The sequence below is a fragment of the Streptomyces sp. NPDC059080 genome (assembly GCF_042739975.1).
GTDB classification, from domain to species: domain Bacteria; phylum Actinomycetota; class Actinomycetes; order Streptomycetales; family Streptomycetaceae; genus Streptomyces; species Streptomyces benahoarensis.
The window spans coordinates 89,488-111,172 of the sequence record NZ_JBHYGX010000006.1 but is presented as its reverse complement, the minus strand read 5'-3'; the positions used below and the strand labels follow the sequence as shown (position 1 = coordinate 111,172).

At 67.7% G+C, this 21,685-nt stretch carries 12 protein-coding genes and 3 pseudogenes; 7 read left to right on the top strand and 8 right to left on the bottom strand.

The genetic code is table 11. The features are described 5' to 3' along the window. Positions 1–15: 15 nt before the first annotated feature. Together ACFWWQ_RS06800 and ACFWWQ_RS06795 are read right to left on the bottom strand one after the other, a co-directional pair. On the bottom strand, positions 16–1,020 hold the full coding sequence (locus tag ACFWWQ_RS06800; protein WP_384591251.1) for a zinc-binding dehydrogenase: 1,005 nt from the start codon (positions 1,018–1,020) through the stop codon (positions 16–18). Between the two features lie 146 nt (positions 1,021–1,166). Beyond that, a complete protein-coding gene (locus tag ACFWWQ_RS06795; RefSeq protein WP_384591248.1) occupies positions 1,167–3,221 on the bottom strand; it encodes a thioredoxin domain-containing protein in 2,055 nt (684 codons plus the stop codon). Positions 3,222–3,305: 84 nt separating this feature from the next. Here ACFWWQ_RS06795 and ACFWWQ_RS06790 point away from each other — a divergent pair, with 84 nt between their 5' ends. Beyond that, complete coding sequence (locus ACFWWQ_RS06790) at positions 3,306–3,809, top strand: very short patch repair endonuclease (RefSeq protein ID WP_384591245.1); 504 nt, start codon at positions 3,306–3,308, stop codon at positions 3,807–3,809. A gap of 118 nt (positions 3,810–3,927) precedes the next feature. Beyond that, positions 3,928–5,238 (top strand): DNA cytosine methyltransferase, encoded by a 1,311-nt coding sequence (locus tag ACFWWQ_RS06785; protein WP_384591242.1) that lies wholly within the window; start codon positions 3,928–3,930, stop codon positions 5,236–5,238. Here ACFWWQ_RS06785 and ACFWWQ_RS06780 read toward each other — a convergent pair. From ACFWWQ_RS06780 to ACFWWQ_RS06765, 4 genes and pseudogenes are all read right to left on the bottom strand, one after another. Beyond that, positions 5,207–6,094 (bottom strand): DUF6339 family protein, encoded by an 888-nt coding sequence (locus ACFWWQ_RS06780; protein ID WP_384591239.1) that lies wholly within the window; start codon positions 6,092–6,094, stop codon positions 5,207–5,209. The genes ACFWWQ_RS06785 and ACFWWQ_RS06780 overlap by 32 nt on opposite strands. Further along, positions 6,091–7,083 (bottom strand): hypothetical protein, encoded by a 993-nt coding sequence (locus ACFWWQ_RS06775; protein WP_384591236.1) that lies wholly within the window; start codon positions 7,081–7,083, stop codon positions 6,091–6,093. Before ACFWWQ_RS06775 ends, ACFWWQ_RS06780 begins: the two co-directional genes overlap by 4 nt. Then, positions 7,080–8,975: pseudogene (locus ACFWWQ_RS06770) on the bottom strand (transcriptional regulator); the annotation flags it as partial. The gene ACFWWQ_RS06775 and the pseudogene ACFWWQ_RS06770, both read right to left, overlap by 4 nt. A gap of 273 nt (positions 8,976–9,248) precedes the next feature. Further along, positions 9,249–9,905 (bottom strand): annotated as a pseudogene (locus tag ACFWWQ_RS06765) (RNA polymerase sigma factor RpoD/SigA); the annotation flags it as partial. 706 nt (positions 9,906–10,611) lie between these two features. Here ACFWWQ_RS06765 and ACFWWQ_RS06760 point away from each other — a divergent pair. From ACFWWQ_RS06760 to ACFWWQ_RS06745, 4 genes are read left to right on the top strand one after another with little or no spacing between them, the layout of a single operon-like run. Further along, positions 10,612–12,228 (top strand): NERD domain-containing protein, encoded by a 1,617-nt coding sequence (locus ACFWWQ_RS06760; protein WP_384591233.1) that lies wholly within the window; start codon positions 10,612–10,614, stop codon positions 12,226–12,228. Continuing rightward, positions 12,225–15,383 carry a helicase-related protein gene (locus tag ACFWWQ_RS06755; RefSeq protein WP_384591230.1) on the top strand — a complete coding sequence of 1,053 codons (3,159 nt, stop codon included), beginning with the start codon at positions 12,225–12,227 and terminating at the stop codon, positions 15,381–15,383. The genes ACFWWQ_RS06760 and ACFWWQ_RS06755 overlap by 4 nt, the downstream gene beginning before the upstream one ends. Before the next feature lie 5 nt (positions 15,384–15,388). Then, positions 15,389–17,272, top strand: a complete 1,884-nt coding sequence (drmB, locus tag ACFWWQ_RS06750; RefSeq protein ID WP_384591227.1) for a DrmB family protein — start codon at positions 15,389–15,391, stop codon at positions 17,270–17,272. After that, positions 17,269–18,369 carry a hypothetical protein gene (locus ACFWWQ_RS06745; protein WP_384591224.1) on the top strand — a complete coding sequence of 367 codons (1,101 nt, stop codon included), beginning with the start codon at positions 17,269–17,271 and terminating at the stop codon, positions 18,367–18,369. Before drmB ends, ACFWWQ_RS06745 begins: the two co-directional genes overlap by 4 nt. Positions 18,370–18,757: 388 nt before the next feature. Here ACFWWQ_RS06745 and ACFWWQ_RS06740 read toward each other — a convergent pair. Next, positions 18,758–18,910, bottom strand: a pseudogene (locus ACFWWQ_RS06740) (DUF255 domain-containing protein); the annotation flags it as partial. Between the two features lie 153 nt (positions 18,911–19,063). After that, complete coding sequence (locus ACFWWQ_RS06735; protein WP_384591221.1) at positions 19,064–20,203, bottom strand: hypothetical protein; 1,140 nt, start codon at positions 20,201–20,203, stop codon at positions 19,064–19,066. A gap of 137 nt (positions 20,204–20,340) precedes the next feature. On the opposite strand from ACFWWQ_RS06735, the gene ACFWWQ_RS06730 reads away from it, so the two are divergent. Beyond that, entirely contained in the window at positions 20,341–21,501 is a 1,161-nt protein-coding gene (locus tag ACFWWQ_RS06730; RefSeq protein ID WP_143943349.1) for a cystathionine gamma-synthase, read from the top strand. The last annotated feature ends 184 nt before the right edge of the window (positions 21,502–21,685 follow it).

Below are 21,685 nucleotides of genomic sequence, written 5' to 3'. Positions count from 1 at the left end.
GCCGCCCCGCCGGGGTCACAACTCCACGATCACCGCACCCATATAACGCCCCTCGGTCAGCCCCCGCAGTGCGGCCGGAGCCTGTGCGATGCCGTGCAGGCGGGTGTGGGGGAAGGTGAACGTGCCCTCGCGCAGGCCCTCGCCGAAGCGGGCGTTCCACTCCGGGATCAGATCCAGGTGGTCGTGGAGGGCGAGGCCGCGCAGCGTGATCCCGCGGGCCAGGAGCGACAACGTGTCGATCTCCAGCGGGGCCGCGCCGTGCCCGCCCATCTGGGCGGCGAGCGCACCGACGACCGCGATGCGCGCGCCGCGGTTGGCCACCGCCAACGCGGCGCGCAACTGCTCGCCGCCGACGTTGTCGAAGACCGCGTCGACGCCGTCCGGGGCGAGGCGGCGCAGCTGCTCCTCGATCGGTCCCGCGCCCCGGATCACCACGGCGTCGTACCCGAGGTTGTCGATGAGGGAGTCGGCCTTGGCCTGCGAGCCGGTGCTGCCGATGACCCGGGCGGCGCCCTGCTGCCGCGCGATCTGCCCGGCCAGCGAACCGACGCCACCGGCCGCCCCGGTGATGAACACGGTGTCGCCGGGCCGCACTTCGGCGCCCCGGACGACACCCATCCACGCGGTGGGCCCCTGCGAGAGATGGGCGGCCGGGTCGGGCAGCACCGCCGGATCGATCCGCTGCACGGCCGCGGCGTCCACCAGCGCGTACTCGCGCCAGCCGAGGCGGTGCTGCACCAGATCGCCGACGGCCACCTCGCCTCCGGGCGCGGCGACGACCTCGCCGATGGCCGGTCCGTTCAGCGGCTCGCCCAGCGCGAACGGCGGGATCGGCACCGCGCTGGACTCGTCCATGAGGGTGCGCATCACCGCCGCGACGCTCATCAGGGTGTTGCGCACCAGGACCTGCCCGGGCGCCGGCTCGGGGACCGGCACCTCCACGATCGCGAAGAGCGCGTCGGTGACCGGCCCCTCGGGACGGGCCGTCAGATGAACTTCACGTGCAGTGCGCTGAGTCATGTGTCGATCTCACGCCCGATTCCCGCCCGGCGTCAACTCGTCCCTAGGGCGGAGTACTTCCGACCGGGAACGCGCCCGGTCGCACCGTCAGGGCTGACGACACCGGCGGGCCGCTCGTGCCCTCAGCCCGCCGCCGACCGGCCCCGTCACCCCACCGTCCCCCGGAGCCGCCCGCTCAGCTCGTCCGGGTCCGTCGTGGGACGCTCGCAGACGAAGCGGCGGCAGACGTACGCGGCGGGGGCTCCGTCGACCAGCCGCCGGTCCCGGAGAAGCGCCACCGCCCCCGCGTCGTCCGTGTCCGGCGCGCCGAGCGCGACGACCGCGCCGGGCGTGTTGCCGAGCAGTGCGGCGCGGTGCAGCGCCCGGGTGGCCGCGTCGTCCGGCGGGCCGACGACCGCGATCTCCCGGGGCCCGTCCAGCGCCGCCTCCGCGACGGCCAGCCCCCAGCCGGTGAAGCGCGGCGCGCGACCGGCCAGCGCCGTCACGACGGCGAGCGCCTGCTCCGCGGCCTCCCGGTGCGGGGCGCTGCCGGTGAGCGCCCCGTAGGAGAGCAGGGCTCCGGCGGCGGCGGTCCAGCCGGACGGCGTGGCGTTGTCCGTCGGATCCTGCGGGCGGCGGATCAGTGCCTCCGCGTCCGCCGCCGTGTCGTAGAGCGAACCGTCCTCGGCCCGGAACTGCACCAGCACCGTGTCGAGAAGGAAGCCCGCGAAGTCCACCCAGACGCCCTCACCGGTGACGGAGGCGAGGGTGAGGAAGCCCTCGGCGACGTTCGCGTAGTCCTCCAGGACGCCGTTGTTGTCGCCGGGTACGCCGTCCCGGGAGGTGCGGTGCAGCCGGGCCCGCCCGTCCATGTGGACGCGAACGAGCAGGTCAGCTGCGTCGGTGGCCGCCTGGACGAGGTCGGGCCGGTCGAAGTACGCGCCGGTCTCCGCGAGCGCGGCGACGGCCAGCCCGTTCCAGGACGCGACGATCTTGTCGTCCCGCCCGGGGCGCGGCCGCTCGTCCCGCGCAGCCAGCAGACGTTCCCGCACCGACCGCACGCGCTCGGCGTCCACCGGACCGACCCCGTCCGGCAGTTGCAGCACCGAGGCTCCCTCCTCGAAGGTGCCCTCCTCCGTCACCCCGAAGTACGCGGCGGCGAAGGTCCCGTCCTCCTCCCCGAGCACCTCCCGCAACTGCTCAGGGGTCCAGACGTAATACGCCCCCTCGGCGTGCCGCCCGCTGCCCGAACCGTCGTCACTGTCCGCGTCCAGCGCGGAGGCGAACCCGCCCTGGACGGTGCGCAGTTCACGCACCATGAAATCGGCGGTCGCGAGCGCGACGCGACGGGCCGTGCGGGAACCGGTGGCACGCCACAGATGCGCGTAAACGCGGCAGAGAAGCGCGTTGTCGTACAACATCTTCTCGAAGTGCGGCACCGTCCACGTCGCGTCGACGGCGTACCGCGCGAACCCGCCGCCGAGCTGATCGTGGATCCCGCCGCGCGCCATCGCCTCGCACGTCGCCTCGACCATCTCCACCGCGGCCTCGGAGTCCGTCCGCGCGTGATGCCGCAGCAGAAACTCCAGCACCATCGCCGGCGGAAACTTGGGAGCCCCGCCGAATCCCCCGTGTACGGCGTCGAAGTCCCTGGTCAGCGCCATCAGGGCCCCGGCCAGATCCCCCGGCCCCGGAGGCGCGTCGGCCGACAACGACGCGGTCAGGGACCGCCCGGCCAGATCCGCGGTGATCCGCCCGGCGACCTCCCCGACCTCCCCGCGCCGCTCCGCCCAGGCGCTCCGCACGCCCTCCAGCACCTGCCGGAACGACGGCATGCCGTGCCGCGGCTCAGGCGGAAAATACGTACCGAAGTAGAACGGCTCCCCGTCCGGTGTCATGAACACCGACATCGGCCAGCCGCCCTGGCCCGTGGCCGCCTGTACCGCCTCCATGTACACGGCGTCGACGTCGGGCCGCTCCTCGCGGTCCACCTTCACCGCCACGAAGTGCTCGTTCATGAACGCGGCCGTCGCCTCGTCCTCAAAACTCTCGTGCGCGAGGACGTGACACCAGTGACACGCGCTGTACCCCACGCTCAGGAACACCGGCACATCCCGCCGCCGCGCCTCCTCAAAGGCCGCGGGCCCCCACTCCCACCAGTCGACGGGGTTCTCGGCATGCTGAAGCAGGTACGGCGAGGTCGCGTCCGCGAGACGGTTCACGCCGCCAACCTCTCACACCCCCGTCCAAAATCTGGAACCTTGCGAACGGTCTCGTTCCACTTCGAAATTCGGGACACTGGGATCATGCAAGCCGCACCGCCCTCCAGTCCTGAGGTCTCCGCCCGGATGAGCCGGCAGACCAGCCAGAGCACCGGTGCCGAACGGGCCGTACGACAACTCCTCCATGCCTCCGGATACCGCTACCGCGTCCACTTTCCGGTGCCGGGCATGCCCAGACGCAAGATCGACATCGCATTCACGCGAGCAAAGCTGGCCGTCCTCATAGATGGCTGCTTCTGGCACGGCTGCCCGGAGCACGCCACCAGTCCCAAGGCGAACGCGGCTTGGTGGCGACAAAAACTCGATCGCAACATCGAGCGGGACCTGGAGACCACTGCGCAGCTTCGCTCCGAGGGATGGACGGTCCTGCGCTTCTGGGAACACGAGTCACCGGAAGCCGTCAAGCGAGAGATTGCCGAGGCCGTGGATCGGGAGAAGGCGGGCAGGCGGACTCCCACGCCGACACGGGCACGGAGTCGGGTAGCTCTGCCCTCCGGGACGGAAGGTGTCGCATCCGCAAGCGACTGAATACTCTCGGTCCGTAGTGCGGCACGCCAGGCCGTGCCCCGCGGCCAGGGATCCCGGGCCACGGCACTTCGGTCCGCACCGGCAACGCCGTCATAGCGGCCGGCTAGACTTCAGCTCCATGAGCAGCCCGGGAACACAGGTTCACCCCCTCGACGAAGTCCGTATCCTGGACCTGTTTGCGGGCCCTGGCGGACTCGACGTGGCCGCGCACTTCCTGGGTTTCAAGAGCATCGGCATCGAGTGGGACCAGAACGCGTGCGAAACGCGCTACGCAGCGGGCCTGCCAACCTTTCATGCCGATGTCAGTGTCATGCGCGAGACCCGTTTCGACGAGATCCCCACATCGGTCGAGGTGCTCGCCGGCGGGCCTCCCTGCCAGTCGTTCTCCGTAGCGGGGCGCGGCGCGGGACGGGCAGCACTCAACACCGTGAAAGAGTTCATTCACCGCCTGGTGAGCGGGGAGGACGAATCCCAGATCGACAAGGACCTGCATGCTCTCGGTGTGGATCCACGCACCGCCTTGGTGCTCGAACCCCTCCGCTGGCTCCTCAAAGCGATAGAGACGGAAGGCCGCGACCCGTACCGGGTGATCGTTCTGGAACAGGTTCCTGCGGTCCTGCCCCTATGGGACGTCTATGCGCAGCTTCTGCGCAGCGGTGAGGGACGCCTCAAGGGCGTCAAGTACGAAGCGGACTGCTGGGAGCTGAAGACCGAGCAGTTCGGGGTCCCCCAGACTCGCACACGCGCCGTACTCGTCGCCCGGCTCGTGGGATCCGGAGCCGTCCAACGGCCCGAAGCGACTCACCTGCCCTTCGACGTGCGTCGCGGAAGAGGCAATGCTGCTCAGGCCCAAATGTTTCCGACCAGCTCCGGAGCCGAGCGCCGCTGGCTGTCGATGGCGGAGGCACTCGACGCCGCGAGCGCCCTGAAGGGGTCATCGATCGACATCTCCCGGCTCCGAACCAGAGGCAAGACGAAGTTCTTCGTCGTCTCGAACTACGGATCGAACGGCAATCCGAAGAACCGAGGCCGGCGCCTGTCCTCCGAACCTGCCTTCACGGTCACCAGCAAGGTTTCCCGAAACAAGGTGTACAAGAGCAGGGCGGACTACGAAGCGGAAAGGTCCGACCGCTTCACCATGGCCGAATCCGGAGTGCTGCAGACCTTCCCGCACAACTTCCCCTGGTCGGGGAAAGACCAGGCGCAGCAGGTGGGCAATGCGGTACCGCCCCGGCTCGGCATGCACGTACTCAGCAGGGCACTGCGCGGCACCGCTCCCTCGAACAACGAATTGGAACGTTCGACGACCTGGCCGACCGTCTCCGGGCCCACTGCCGATGAGTTGCGCGCCATCGGGTGCGGTGATCAGAGCCAGTGCCCCCAGGACGGACACAAGGTCACGCGGACTGCTCGGAAGTCCGCCCCCTGACCGGTGCGTCGGCGAACAGCTCCTCGAAGTGGGTGACCAGGCTCTGCACCGCGTCTTCCGGGACTCGCTCCTCCTCCGGGCCTTCGGGAAGTCCGTTCCGGGGGGAGGGAAGAGCTGATGCAGCCCCCACGATCCAGTCCCTCAGTGCCTCGCCGTCACGCTCCACGTCCGGGGCGACGATGTCGTACATCAGGGTCGCTGCAGCGGCGTTGACCGCAGGTGTCAGGGCATTGACCTCTCGACCGGTGCGCACGGTTCCTCGCTCCAGAAGCCGAACGAGTGCCTGAGCGGTCGGGCGGTGATCGATGACGTCCAGCCGAAGTGCGGAATTGAGCATGTCCTGATTGCCACAGGCCACGACGACGGGTTGGTAGTCCGAGCCGTCCCGGAAGAGCTCCGCCGCCCACCAGAGCCTGGCGAACGACTGCTTGTAGTGCGGACCGACGAACCTGTCGCGAGCCACACGTACGCGCGAACCGTCGGCCTTCGGCTCGGGGAGATGCCGCCAGACGACGTAGTCCGGCGCAACTCCAAGGGCCAGATACGTCCAGAACCCCTTCTCGGCGGCTTCCCTACGCGTCAGCCGAAGGGTTTCGTGCAGTCGCGGCGCCAGCCATGCGTCCGCTGCGGTGGGGCGGCCGACTCGGAACCTGTTCAGCGCGTCATCGATCAGATCCCGGACGCGATGCAGTTCCAGTCGCACATCGTCACCCGCCAAGGGCTCGGCAACCTTGTTCAGCGCGATGGATGGAACGTCGTCGTTCCCTTCGAGCAGTCCTGCGGAGAGGAACTCGGCGGCCTGCACATCGGAGATCAGAGCCAGCCGCTCCGGCAGGTGCTCGGGTCGGGAAGTCACGCGTGGGTCTCCTGCTCGAATCGTTCGATGCCGCGGACAGTGGATGCCAATGCCCTGGGAATCTCGGCACGCCGAGCGGCGGCGTACTGGATGCGCGGTTGCAGATCCGTCCAGCTCCCCTCACCGGTGCGCCGAGTGTGCACCTCTCGGAGAGCATCTTCCTCCGACCGTCCGGGGATGATGTCCGGGAGCATCTCCCGAAGCACGGCCCCCCGCCAGTCGGGTGGGAAGAGCGGCGTTCCGTCGTCCTCGATCTCCAGATCACCGATCGCCGTATGGAACACTGCGGTCCAGATATCGGCGCACATCTGGGCCAGCAATATCTCGCTCACCATGCTCTCCATCTTGGAGCCCGGGTCCTGCACGAGCGCCGCAAAGCCCTCGAAATCCGCGTTCAGACGTACGGCTGGCATCCGCCCAGAGGTGTCCACTATCCAGGGCGCGTCCCGGAAGCTCCGCAGCCACTCCGCGCCACGGGCGAAGCTGACGGTGCTGACTTCGAGTTGGCGGTCCCTGAGCGGAACATCGGACGTCACATCGATCAGCCACTCCTGGTCGGTGGAACCGATGACCCGACCCCCCACACCCTTCACCGTTGCCACCACGTGCACGCCGAGGGACGCTCGATCCACATGATTGTCCCGGTCGATCTCGATCTCCCCGGTCCATTCCCGGTCACCCTCCGAGCAGGGCTCCAGTCGGGTCACAGTACGGGTGTTGGTGATCCCCTCCGTCAGCACAGCGACGACCGCGACATCGGACCAGCAACCCTTCCTCTCGATCTCACGAGAGGGCACGGTCGCCGTCACAGCAAGCCTGGCCGTCTGCCAGTCTTCGCGTTCCGCCATGCCGAGTGCCACGACCTGCTCGACCACCGAGCAGCCCCGGGAGTCCAGCTGTTCACGGCTATCGTCGGGCCCGCGCAACCGGACTGCCGTGACCCGGGCCGTCACCGCGCCGGCCAGCCAGGGGTACGGGTAGACCTTCACGCGACGGCCTCCTTGTTCTCCTGAAGTTCGACGACGAGGCCGGTCAGCGTCGCCCGTACCGGGTGGGTGGACACGTCGGTGACACCCCGGAAGACGGCACGGCGTGTTCCGGGCGCGAAGTGCAGCACACCGTCGACCAGTTCGCAGTCGCTGACGGCGGCCAGCTCGGCCCATCCGACCGACGGACGTGGGCCGGAGCGCACTTCCAGTTTGGCAACGGGGTTCATCGCCCAGGACTCGTTCCCAGGCGCCACCTTGACCACCGCTGTGATCTGCCACGCACCGGAGGCGTCGATCACGGCTGCCAGCTCATCCAGTTTCGGAGGCGTGGCCGTTCCCCTGACCTTGGCGGCCGGCCTGCCCGAGATCTCGAGTCGCTTGCTCACCTTGCTCGTGCCACCGGATTTCTCCTTCTTGGAGACCGCCACAAGTTGGTGCACCGCCTTGTTGATCTCCCACGTCATCGCCGCGATCCGCCGATGGGCCGACGGCGAGTAGCGCATCCTCAGCTCCTCGGTCTGACTCCACTTGTTGTGCTCCGGCGGCTCGGAGGCTCGAAGGAACTCCTCGGCCTCGGCTGCGAAGAGCGCGTCCTCTCCTGCCGCTTGACCGGCGAGCAGGACAGCCTGGAAAGGGTTCGTCCCAACGGGAAGACCAGGTACCCGACTGGTCCTGACCGTCATGCGATTGCCGCGCATCGCAGTCACGTGATTGATCCTGCCGTCAGCGTCCGTGGCCTCGGTGACGAGAAGCACGGCCCGATGCTCACCAGCCGTACCGGCGATCCCATCGCGCTCGGGGAGTTTCAATCGCACCGTGGTGAGAGCCACTTGGCCCACCTCGGTGAGACGATCCACCGTGGTCCCGGCCAGAAAGGCCTGAAGAGCGCGCGAGCGAGCAGGCTGATGCACCTGCGGGTCGACCCGTTCCTCCTCGATGTGATCCACACCGTTGCGAAGCGTCCGCACGGACGCCTCCAGCAAGGGCCGGCGCTCTCCCCCTGATGTCATCGCGGCCCAGAAGTTGCGCCCCAGGGCGCGGACAAGTCGCCGATGCATGCGCTCCAGGCTGTCCTCGTCCTCGCTCGCATCGCCTTCGTGATCCTGCCCGGCCTCGGCCAGGCTGGCCACATCGTGGGCTCCCACGATCAGGAAGGATGTGCCAGGCTCATCGCCCTCCCTGGTGAGATGCAAGCCCTCGACCGTCTCATCGTCCGCCCACCAGGAGCGGACGACCTCCGCGTTCTCCGCCCCAGGATCCGGCCGCCCCAACCAGGCGGGACCAGCGAATCTCCTGCCGTCCACCTCCCGCCAGGGCAGATCGAGCCGCCCGATCAATCGACGCCGGGTACGCCCCTCGTGTGGTTCGGAGAGCGTCGAATTCATGAGTACGAGCCCCAGACGGCTGGTGGCCCACAAGGTGGCTTTCCCCAGACCGTATGACCCACCGGCCGACGCATCGGACTTGCGGCTGTCGAGTTGACGTCGGACCACCGCCGCGAACCGGCCGTCCTCGTAGTCGTCACCGGTCAGGCCGTGGGCGTTGTAGTCGTCGATGCGAAGAAGTACCAACCGATCCCGCTCGGCCATCTCGCGCAAGCCAGTACTGATGACACGTCCGACTTTCTGGTCCTGTGTGGCGGCCGCTTCATAGTGAGGCTGGAGTTCGTCCCAGCCCATTGCGCTGCGGAACCGGGCAAGAAAATCACCGGTCAGTTCGTGCAGCGTGTAACGAACCCTGACCGGGAGGTCGTTCCGCCTGTCGCGCTCGTCCAGGCTGTTCTGGGTCGCCTCACGCGCCAGCACCTCCAGGTCTGCCTCGAAGGCGAAGGCCGCCGCGTTCCCGAACTCCCGCCCACCGTCGTCGTGCCCGGGACGGTGGTACCACCTGACCGACACCTCCCGTTCGGTCGCTCCCCGGCCGAACTCGGTCTCCTTCGAGGCCACCGTTTCCTCTCCTCTGTTGGAACTGCTCTCTGTCCCCGCCCTACCTGCCCCGCCTTTCCGCGGCGAGGCAGCGAAACCCGATTCAGCTCGATTCCCCGGAGTACTGCGACGCACGGTTCCTTCGACGCTCCCCCGGGCAAGCCGGCGAGCCGCCTTCTTGCGACGTCGTTCAGCGGCGACATCGTCGGGTTCGAGGCCCAAAAGAATCCTGATGTCCGTCAGCGCCTGGCGCTCGATCTGCCGAATGCGCTCGCGTGTGACGCTGAATCTGCTACCGATGTCCTCCAGCGTCCAGAATCGCCCATCGACAAATCCGTGTCGCAGCAGCAGAATCTCACGTTTCCTAGCTGTGAGACCGCACGCGTCGAACCACTGGAAGATCTCCTGTCGCTCGAATATCGGCCGCAGCACCTGTTCCGGGCCCGGTACAATTCCGAGGTCACCGACGGCCAGCTCTCCAAGAGTTACGTTCTCGCCTACGGGTTGATCGAGCGAGACAACCCGGCGACTCAGGCGGAGGCACTCGGTCACTTTCTCAGGACTCAGGCCACAAGCCAACGAAAGGTCGTCAATATTTGGGTTTCTACCCTGCGCGAAAAATTCCCGCTCCCTCTTCCGCACCTTCTCGATCTCGGACCGAAGGTAAACCGGGATTCGAATGATCGATCCTTCATCGGCGATCGCACGAGAGGTGCGCTGCCGAATCCACCAGGTGGCGTACGTGGAGAACTTGTAGCCCCGGGAAGCATCGAATTTTTCCACCGCGCGGATCAGACCGCGCATGCCGTGCTGTACGAGGTCCTCGTAATCGGGATGGTCCCGGTACCCCAAGTTGTTGACGGCCCTGTGGACCAACCGCTGATTATGGGCGAGCATCGCGGAAAAAGCCCGGTACGCCTCACCGTCTCGCGCAAGATTCGCCACGTATCGGTCGGGCAGCTCCTCCGCCGGCGTCATGGTCCCGCGGAACAGCAGGACGAGTCCCACCTCTTCCTCCGCGCTGAGCAAGCATCGACTCGGATCCCCTCGCCGGCGATCGGCCTCGAGCACACGTCGTGCCGCGCCACGAGCGGACTCCAGATCGTAGATCCGCACCGCGCCTCGGAACTCGGCGAGGTCCGGAGCTTCCTCGGCGTCTTCCGCCTCGGGGAAGTCCAGGGCGTCACGATCCTTGTCGGGAACGGCCGCGCGGTCGACGGTCGTGCCGGATCTGAACGACGGCCCCGCATAGGGGCGTAGGTGCTCCCCCTCGACGGCCTCCCGTAGGACCCGGGCCCCGGACTCGTCGAGCCGCGCGGCCTTCACCACATGCGCGAGGGCCGACCTGTGGTCGACTCCTTCGGCCGCGAATCGACGAACGAGACGGACGAGCAGGTCCCGGCCGGCATCATCCATCCGCTCACCGGACACACTGCCCGACTCCATGATCACCCCGACTTTGCAGCTGCATCACACCTGTGTCGGCTCGTAGTTCATCATCCATCGGGCCGCTCCTGCCAGCGTCTCTTCATCAGGGCCCGCGCCCTGACGCCCTGGGACTCGGTATGTTGAGGATGTTTTGGCGTGACGGTGGGGAGAGTTGATGCGGATCATCCCGAGCGAGATCTCGAGCAGTACCAGGAGCCGGGCCGAACGCAGTGTGTTCGCGGCGCTCAAGGCGATCCCCGACCACCAAAGCGTCGCACTGCACTCGGTCCATCTCGGCCGGCATCGCACGAAGCGTGTCGGTGAGATCGACTTCGTCGTCATCACCCCCGACATCCTGCTCTTCATCGAAGTCAAGGGCGGCCGGGTCGTGCAGGAGGACGGGAAGTGGTACTACGGACCAGCTGGTCATGAGGACGGGCCCAAGGAAAGTCCCTTCGCACAGGCCAGCGGCGGGATGCACGAGTTCGAGCGGAAGCTCGGCACCCTGATCGGCGACCTCAGGGACCTGGGAGTCCCCAGCGGATACCTCGTGATCACCACGGACATCGATCTGGATCTCACCACCGAATTCGAACCCGAGCAGTACCTGGGACGCACGGCCTACGACGGCGGCCGCGGACTGGTGCAGGGCATCGAGCGGGCCACTCGCTTCTGGCTGGGTCGCAACAGGTGGGCACAGACCCCCGTCCCGAGCGGTGTTCGGCGGAAGATGCTCGACGCGATCCGTCCGGATTTCGACCTTGTGCCCAATCTGCAGTCGCGGTTGACGGATCTCGACGTCGCGTTCGAGCGCCTCACGAACGAACAGATGGACCGACTCGACGAGTTGGAATCCAACCCACGCCTCATCTGGACCGGAGGCGCAGGCACCGGCAAGACGTTTCTCGCTGCTGAGGCGGCTCGCCGCAAGTCCGTCGTCGGCAGTGTCCTGTTCACCTGCGCGAGCAGCACACTTGCCAGGCACATGACTCGGATCCTCGCCAACGACACGATCACGGTCCTGACCTTCGACCGACTGGACGAGGTCAAGCACCGCACCTTCGACCACCTGATCGTGGACGAGGCCCAGGACCTGATGACCTTCGACAGCCTCGGTATCCTGGACGAGTTGGTCTCAGGCGGCCTTGAGCAAGGCCGCTGGATCTTCATGCTGGATCAGAACAACCAAGTGCTGGCTCCGGACACCTACAGCTCCGACGCCTGGGACTACCTGCGCACGCTGGGCTCCGTGTACGGACCCATGAAGCGTAACTGTCGCAACACCGTGCAGATCGTCAAGCAGGTCCAGCTCTTCACCGGGGCCGACCTGGGTATCGCCTCTGCCGGCGAAGGGGACCCGGCCCAGTTCGTCTACCCGCAGGATGCCCGGCACGAGGCCAACCTGCTGGACACCTATGTGAACGAACTCGTGCAGCAGGATGTCTCGCTGCGGGACATCACGCTGCTGTCCGCTTCCGGCGACTGGGAGACGAGCTCGGCCCGTCTGTCGCAACGTGCGCCCAAGATCCAACGCTTCACCGACGTCGTCGGGTCCGAACGCACCAGGCACCGACTCACCTGGTCGTCGATCGCCGATTTCAAGGGCCATGAGAGCCACGTCGTCTGTCTGATCGACCTCGAACCCGAGCACCTGGAGGGCCGGCTCGATGCGATCTATGTCGCCTGGACCAGGGCACGCGCCCAGCTCTGGATCTCCTGCCGCCCGAACGTCCGGAAGAAGCTGGCGACCCTGGGCGCGGCCGCACTGCATCGAACCGGGGGTCTGAAATGAACGACTTCGCATCGCGACTCTCCGCCCATCGCGACGAGTATGTGGCCTACCTGCACCGACAGCTGGTCGGCCCCCGCCCGGACGAGGAGGAGACCCTCGTCGACCCGCCCGACCGGCGCTACCTGATGGGCACGCTGTATCCACGCGGAACCTCCATGCTGGAGCACACGCAGGAGGAGGGCGAGGAGGGCTTCCACGAGACAGCGGCCGGCAGCGGAGAGGAGGACGGCTTCGCCGAAGACCCCGTGGCCGAGGCAAATGCCTGGCTCCCGTCGTCTCTCGGTTTCTCCTTCTTCACCGATGCCCGCCGGATCGAGGTGTCCTGCGAGGCCTCCCGCTACCTGACGATCCGCGAGGGCGGGCGCCGTAGTTGGCAGAGGCAAGCACGCCTCTCCACGACGAAAACCATCGACATCGGGATGCCGACCCCGCTTCCCTGTCTGGACGGACACGGTCGTCTCCATGTCCGGTGGCGCGCCTTCGGCAACGGGCATCTCGTCACCTGCGTACTGGCCAACGAGCACCAGGAGGAGGAGAGCCGGCACAAGGACCGGGACCTGATGCTCTTCCAAGTGGAACTCCGGGCGACGACGGAGGACGGCACCGTCCTCGAGTACCCGAGCATTCGTCTGAATAGTCGTGATGAGGAAGAGCAGGAACTTCGCGTCCAGTATCGGCACATCGTCACCAGAGCCGTGGGGCATGGCTGCGCTGTCGAATGGGACGACGATTCCGACCGGGTGACCACCGTGCGAGCACAGGTCATGCCCCGACAGGTGGTCGAGCACATCAAACCCGACGGGCCCCGGGATCTGCCGGTGCTCAACCTCGCCTACCTGTCACGGCCCGAGTTGACAGTGGACGACCTCCGAGCCGGACTGCACTCCTTCATCCTCGGATATCGCAAGTGGTTCGAGACCCAGCAATCGGAGGCGGAGTCCCTGCGGCCGTGGGCCGCCGTACCCGCCAAGCGTCTCCTCTATCGAATCGGCGCCACACTCGATCGCATGACGTCCGGCGTGGAGGCACTTACCGCATCAACGTCGGTAGCGGGCAAGGCCCGCGAGGCATTCCGCCTGGCCAACCGGGCCATGGCACTCCAGATGCTGCACAGCCGCCCGGAGCTGGCGGGAAGCCGTCGCCGCAGGAACAGCGAGCTGATCGAGCTGACCGAACCTGCCGACGACTACGCGTGGCACCCGTTCCAGCTTGCCTACTTTCTGCTCGTGGTCGAGAGTCTGATGAATCCCGGGCACGAGGACCGGCGGACGGTCGACCTCATCTGGTTCCCGACAGGTGGCGGCAAGACCGAAACCTATCTGCTCACCGCCTGTTTCGAGATCCTCTTGCGCCGGCTCCGGTTCGGCGCGAAAGGAGGCGGTACGGCCGTTTTGAGCCGATACACCCTCAGTCTGCTGACCACCCAGCAGTTCCAGCGCACGGCAACGGCGATCTGCGCCCTCGAATACATCAGGGCCGGAGAGGACGGTCCGTTGCCCGAGGATCTGGGTGAGGAGCCCATCTCCATCGGGCTCTGGGTCGGCCAGGAGACGACGCCGAACAAGATCGCCGCTGCGGAGGTGGAACTCGATGTCCTGAAGCAGATGATCGAGCCGGATGATCGGTTCCTGCTGGAACGATGCCCATGGTGCGGCACCGAGATCGTCCCGGAACGGGGCGGCCGGGAACGGGACTTCGGCATCCGGGCCGACGGCGTCAGCACCTCGTTCTTCTGCCCGCGCAACACCTGCGTCTTCCACAAGCAGCTCCCGGTGGCGGTTGTGGACCAGCAGATCTACAAGGACCCCCCGACCTTCGTGCTCGGCACCGTCGACAAGTTCGCGCGGCTGGCGTGGGAGCCGGAGGCGGGGCGCCTCTTCGGCGCGGACGGCAGGCTCGCACCCTCGCTGGTGATCCAGGACGAGTTGCACCTGCTGGCCGGCCCCCTGGGGACAACGGTCGGCCTCTACGAGTCGGCCATCCTCGAACTATGCGCCTGGGGCGGCACGCCACCCAAAGTCATCGCCTCGACAGCGACGATCCGACGTTCACAGGACCAGATCCGCGGCCTCTACGGCCGCCCCGTACAGCTCTTTCCCCCTGCAGGGCTCAAAGCGGGTCACTCGTACTTCGCTTCACCCGACAGGGACAAGCCCGGACGTCTGTATGTCGGCGTCATGGCACAGGGGCACACGGCCTCGACGGCGACCGTCCATGTGGGTGCCGCGGGCTTGCAGGCTCCGATGGAGCTCGGTGACGACGACGTCCTGCGTGATGCGTACTGGACCATGGTCGCGTACCACAACAGTCTGCGGGAGCTCGGCCGAACCGTCACCATCGCGAGGGACGACATTCCGGCGCGCCTGGAGCACTTGACGAAGGACCATTCCCGGCGCCGCAAGCTGGGCGACGGCTCAGTCGTCGAGCTCACCAGCAACATCCCGCGAGCCGACCAACCACGACTCCTCGAACGCTTGGGGAAGCAGTTCAAGGAACGGGGCAGTGTCTCCTTCCTCGCCACGACCAACATGCTCTCGGTGGGCGTCGATGTTCCGCGACTCGGCCTCATGATCATGAATGGGCAGCCCAAGACGACGTCTGAGTACATCCAGGCCACCAGTCGCGTCGGCCGACGCCACGTACCGGGGCTGATCATCACGCTGTTCCGCTCGTCCAAACCGCGCGACCGCTCCCATTACGAGTCGTTCGGCGTCTATCACCGTTCGCTCTACCGGCATGTCGAACCCACCAGCGTCACACCGTGGTCCCTGCCCTCTCGCGACCGGGCCCTCCATGCAGTGCTCACCATTCTTATGCGACACGGCGCCGGACTCGACTCGGAGAACAAAGCAGGAGACATCCTCCATCACACCGACGATGTCGCGCGGATCCGGGAACTCGTGGTGGCTCATGTACGACGCGCCGATCCTGACGAGGCCGATGCCACAGCCTCGCAACTGGATGCCCTGATCGCGGAATGGACGCAGGAGGCGGAAATCGCGCGGGGCGAGGGAAAACGCCTCTACTACAAACCTCAGGGGAGAATGCACACCTCGCTCCTCACTGATTTTGGAAAACAGGAAGGTCTGTGGGAGACGCCGCAATCCATGCGCAACGTCGACCGCGAATGCCTCATCGTCGTCAGGGGAGCGTGAGAACAATGAAGGATATTCGCCGCAAGGTCCGCAGGACGCAGACCATTGTTCCCTTCGGGGTCGGCGGGATCATCGACCTCCGCGGCGAATCGTTCGTGGCCGCCGATATTCGCAGCTGGTCCAGGACCGCCGAACGAGTGGAGTCGCCGCGACTCGCTGCAAAGCTCCGAGTCGAGGATTTTCGCTCTGCCCCTGTCATTCCTTCCGGAAAGGCCGCCTACGCTTCCCGGAGCGGACCTTCATACGTACGGTTCCCCAAATGGCTGTTCTGCCCCCAATGCAGGGAGATGAAAATCTGGCGCACGGAGCTCGAGGCAAAGGACAGACACCCCGCGTGCGAGCGCTGCCCCGGCAGGCCACAGCTGGCCCCGATGCGTTTCATCCAGGTGTGTCGGGCGGGCCACATGGCCGACATCGACTGGCGTCGATGGGCACATTCGCAGAGCGAGAACCATGATCAACGTCAGTGCCAGGTCCGTCGGCTCCGGTTCGTCGCCACCCCCGAATCGTCCGGCCTCGAAGCCCTGCGGGTCGTCTGCGACGCCTGTCGGGCCGACCGCAGCCTGGCTGGGATCAGTCAGAAGAACATCCTCAAGCAGTTGCAGAAGCAATGCCCCGGCACCCACCCCTGGCAATACGAGGCCGATGAAGCCGACGCCTGCGAGGAAACACCACAGGCGGTACAGCGCGGCGCGTCCAATGCGTACTTCCCGGTCACGCACTCAGCGATCGACATCCCTGCGCCTGCGGGCCTGCCGGATGACGACGAGCTCGTCCAAACGGTCGTCGACAACAAGCTCTGGCCGGATTTCACCAGCGCCCCTGATGGCCCCCTCGCCGGCGAGTTCAAAAAGATCATCGCCGTACAGTGCAATGTTTCGGTGGAGTTCGTGGAATCGGCGTGGCGCCGCACAGTTGACGAGGCCACCTCAAAGCCCTCAACCAACCCGGATGACGACCTCAGCATCGCTGAATGGGCAGCGCTTTCCGCCCCTGAATCCGTCGCCGGTTCGAAAACGTTTTCCGTGCGCCGGGCCCTTCTCGGCATCGACCACACCGCCCCTCGCTCGATGCGGGAACTGGCCACGAAAATCTCCACCGTGGTCGTGGCGGATCGAGTACGCGAAGTCCGAGCGCTGGAGGGATTCTCGCGTTACGAGCCCACTCCGGGCGACGAGGGCGAGGGCGGCCGTCTGGTATCGGTCAACACGGCGCGCCGAGCCAAGTGGCTGCCCGCCGTGGAAACCTACGGCGAGGGAATCTTCATCGCTGTGGACGAAGATCGTCTGAGCTCCTGGGAAATCCTTGAGTCGGTTCGTGACTGGACGCGACGGATCGAACGCGATCTGGACGCCTCCTTCAAGGTCGACCGGTTGAGGGCCAAGTCGGGCCCGGTGCTCCTCCCGCGATTCGTGATGCTGCACACCCTGGCCCACCACTTCATCCGGCAGCTCTCCTACGACAGCGGGTACAACGCGGCCTCACTCCGGGAACGCGTCTACGCCAGGAGCCATTCACCGGGCAGCGGGCACCCGCCGCAGGCCGGTGTGTTCGTCTACACGGCTGCCGGGGACGCCGAAGGAACACTGGGCGGACTCGTCCGCCAGGGCCAGTCCCCCTACCTCGCCGAGACCTTGATCCGCCTACTCGAATCGGCGCAATGGTGTTCGCAGGACCCGCTGTGTGCCGATTCGACCGGTCGTTCATTGGCCAACCTCAACCGCGCCGCCTGCCATGCCTGCACTCTTCTCCCCGAGACCTGTTGCGAGATCGACAACTCCATCCTGGACAGGACGCTGCTGATCGGCGACAACGAGGTTCCGGGCTTTTTCCAGGAGACCCTCCGCGCCGCGCTGGAGGAGTCGGTCGAGACCGTGGGCCTTTCATGAGGATCCCCTCCCTGCTGGAGCTCGGAAACAAGCAACAGCAAGTCATCGACCTGCCGTTCCACGGACGTCACGTCGTCACGGGATCGCCCGGCGGGGGAAAGACCGTGACAGCCGTCTATCGTGCCTGGGCCCTGGCAACTGCCGGGCGCGACGTCATCCTCGTCACTCGGTTCAACCTGCTGCATCAGTACCTTGCGCAGCTGACCCCGGATCTCACCGAGGCGGTCGGCATCACCACCTGTGAACGGTGGATCAGGGACTTCTGGCGCGCGCACTTCCAGGCCGACCCCCCGCGGGCCGACCAGGCTGAGCGGAGCTACGACTGGGTCGAGATGCAGCGCGACTGCATCCTCCGGAACGTGGGGGCGACCACGCATCTGGTGATCGACGAGGGGCAGAACCTCCCCCTCGGCTTCTATCAGTTGTGCCGTGTCCTCGGCGTCGATGTCACGGTGTTCGCGGACGAGAACCAGCGCATCGGTGACGAACAGAGCACGTTGTCCGAAATACGGCGAACGCTCGCCGCGGGGGCCGAACCACTCGTACTGCCGGAAAACCACAGGAACAGTCGAGAGATCGCGATGCTGGCGGCCGAGTTCCGCATCGAAACCCTCGAGGAGATCCCGTTGCCGGCGCGCGTCGGCCGCACCCCTGTCGTCATGAGGATTCCCTCCCTTGACCATCTCGTCACCGGGGTCTCCCAGTACTTCAATGCTCATCGGGACTGGACCATCGGAATCATCTGTAGGTCGACCTTCCTGGTACGGGACATCCAGAGCAGGCTCACCAGCATCGGACTGGCGGATCAGACCCAGGCATACGTCCACAACGATCGCCTCCGGCACACCATCGACTTCTCGGCACGTCCCATCAAGATCGTGAGCACGGCAAGCATGAAAGGGCTGGAGTTCGACAGCGTCTTCGTGCCGGATCTTGACGCCTACGCGGAGGACCCGACCAGCATCGACGCCCGACTGCGCTTCCTGGTGCTCTGTACTCGTGCCCGCGAGGATCTCCACTTGGCCCACCGCGGCCTTCAGGAACCCGCGATCCTGTCCACCATTCCGGATTCCCTGTTGGCCCGACACGGAGGTTGATCGGGAGGTGTGCTCCCACCGGCCACGCGTTGTTGGTGCACTGCAGGAGGTGATCGCATTGCAGCTGGTCCCAGCACCGGTTCACTGGGCACGCATGTGATGATCAGTCGTGAGGGAGCCCGAGCATGCACCCCTGCCCTGTTGAGCTGTTTTCCATGAAGGGCCGGGGATCGGGCTAGGCATTGCGGAGGCGCTCCGCCGGGCTGGGACGCGGGTGGTGGTGGCCGCGCGGCGGGCGGAATCGCTGGATGGGACGTGCGGGAGCCGGGCGGGACGGCCGATTGGATCAGTGCCGCCCCGGGCTCAAAGCCCGCGAACCACCGTTGAATCGGCTTCGGCGATTCGCCTTCGAATCCTGAACTACTGGGCTTATGAGTTCAATGGCACCATGACACGCGCTGTACCCCACGCTCAGGAACACCGGCACTTCCCGCCGCCGCGCCTCCTCAAAGGCCGCGGCCTCCCACGGCCACCAGTCGACCGGGTTGTCGGCGTGCTGGAGGAGGTAGGGGGAGGTGGCGTGGGCGAGTCGGTTGGGCATGGGGCCATCTTTGCGCACGTGGGCTGCGTGCGCGGGGGTGGTGGGACGGTGGGCGGCGTGGCGGAAGGCGCCCGCGCGGGCCGTAGGGCGGTGGAGGCTTTCGGCTACGGGCCAGGGGGCGCGGCGGCAGGCCCGCGCCGCCCCGGCCGCCCCTCACTCCGGCCGTATGCCGCCCGTAGCCGTCCCGCCACTCCGCTCCCACCCCGCCACCGCCAGCGCGCGGTAGGCCGCGTACTCCGCCGCCGGGCTGTGACCGTACGACCACGGGACGGCGCCGACATGGCCGTCGACCTCGCGTAGCTGCTCAAGGGCCTCGCCGTATCGTTCGGCGCGGACGAGGAACCAGATCAGCAGGTGGCGGACGTGCGGGGCCATGGGGTGGTCCGCCGGGGCCTCGCGGAGGGCGTAGTGGGCGCCCTCGATGGCTCGCTCGATGACCGCGCTCTGGTAGAGGCCGCTGACCATGTTGGCCTCGGGGAGGTGTTCGTAGACGGCGAAGAGGGGCAGCGCCGGGAGGAGGGTGCCCGTCGGCGCGCCGGAGGCGGCGCGCTCGGCGAACGCCTCCGCCTCCTCGCGCGAGCCGTGCCACTTCTGCGACCAGTAGGGGAGCGCCGCGAGGTGCGCGCCCATGTGGTGCGGTGCGCGGCGGGCCACCTTCTCCCACAGCTCGGCGTAGTCGGCGGGACGGTCGTGCAGCCCCCGGGCGACGGCCAGCTCGATGATGTACGGGACCGGGCTGCCCGGGGCCAGCAGGGCCGCCTCGCCGCAGACCGTCCGGGCCTCCTCCAGGATCATCCGGAAGTCCTCCGAACCCGGGTCGCGCAGCGCCTGGAGGACGAGGAACTGGGCGTGCGTCTGCGCGCCCCCGGCGTCCTTCGGGGCCTCCAGCCGCCAGCGCCGCAGCCACACCCCGCCGCTGCGCGGCGCACCGAGTGCGGCGTCCGGATCGTCCTGCTCCCGGGCGAGGTCGAAGGCGGCCGCCCCGGCCAGCGTCTGGACGCGCTGCCAGCGCCGCTCGTCGTCCTCGGGGGTGGCCCGCAGCAGCGCCGCCGCCGGGCGCCAGTCGTGGGTGCGCCGGATCTCCGCGAGGACGTGCTCCAGCTCCTCGTCGGGGCCCGGCAGGCGGACGTCGAGCGCGTCGAGCGGGACGAAGCCGTAGCCCGCCACCGGGTCGGAGACCTGCGGCGGGCCCTGCAGCCGGAACTGCTGCGCGGCCCGGCGGCGCCGCAGCCAGGGCAGGAGGACGACACCGCCGAACACGGCGGCGGCGAAGAGTACGAGCAGAGCGTCCATGAGGCGTGTCCTGGTCGGAGGCAGGTCGGACAGAGCGACGGGACGCGCGGTGTTGCCCGTCCTACTCTCTCCACTCCCCAGCGAACCAGAAAGTTCCGGGGATCGGCCCGCCCGGGGGGCGACTACCCTCGCTGTCCATGAGCGAACAGCGCGACCAGCGCCACCAGCACTTCGAAACCCTCGCCATCCACGCAGGTCAGGAGCCCGACGAGGCGACCGGCGCGGTGGTGACGCCCATCTACCAGGTGTCCACCTACAAGCAGGACGGGGTCGGTGGGCTGCGCGGCGGCTACGAGTACAGCCGCAGCGCCAACCCGACCCGCACCGCCCTTGAGGAGAACCTCGCCGCCCTCGACGGCGGCCGTCGCGGACTGGCCTTCGCCTCCGGCCTCGCCGCCGAGGACTGCCTGCTGCGGACGCTGCTGACCCCCGGCGACCACGTCGTCATCCCCAACGACGCCTACGGCGGCACCTTCCGGCTGTTCGCCAAGGTCGCGGAGCGCTGGGGCGTGGAATGGTCCGTCGCCGACACCTCCGACCCGGAGGCGGTGCGCGCCGAGCTGCGTCCCCGTACGAAGGCGATCTGGGTGGAGACGCCCAGCAACCCGCTGCTCGGCATCAGCGACATCGCGGCGCTCGCCGGTATCGCCCGGGAGGCCGGGGCCCGTCTCGTCGTCGACAACACCTTCGCCAGCCCGTACCTCCAGCAGCCGCTGGCGCTCGGCGCGGACGTCGTCGTCTACTCCACGACCAAGTACATGGGCGGCCACTCCGACGTGGTCGGCGGCGCCCTCGTGGTGGGCGACGACGCCCTCGGTGAGGAGCTGGCCTACCACCAGAACGCGATGGGCGCGGTCGCCGGGCCGTTCGACGCGTGGCTGGTGATGCGCGGTATCAAGACCCTCGCCATCCGGATGGACCGGCACAGCGCCAACGCCACCCGGGTGGCGGAGCTGCTGACCGCGCACCCCAAGGTGACGCAGGTCTACTACCCGGGGCTGCCGCAGCACCCGGGGCACGAGGTCGCCGCCAAGCAGATGCGGTCCTTCGGCGGCATGGTGTCGTTCCGCGTCGCCGGGGGCGAGCAGGCCGCGGTCGACGTCTGCGACCGGGCGAAGCTGTTCACCCTCGGGGAGTCCCTGGGCGGCGTGGAGTCGCTCATCGAGCACCCGGGCCGGATGACGCACGCCTCGACGGCCGGTTCCGCGCTGGAGGTCCCCGCCGACCTGGTCCGTCTCTCCGTCGGCATCGAGTCGATCGACGACCTGCTCGCCGACCTCACCCAGGCGCTGGGCTGAGCACCCGGTGCGGTGCGGTCCCGCCCGCACCGCACCCCGGGGCGGGCGGTCTCCCGTAAGGGGAGGCCGTACGGGCTCCGCACCCGGGGCGGGGGGGGGGGGGGCGCGGGGGGGGGGGCGGGGCGGGGGCGCGGCGGCGGGCGCGCGCCGCCGCGGCGGGGCAGGGCGGGGGGGTCGGGGAGCG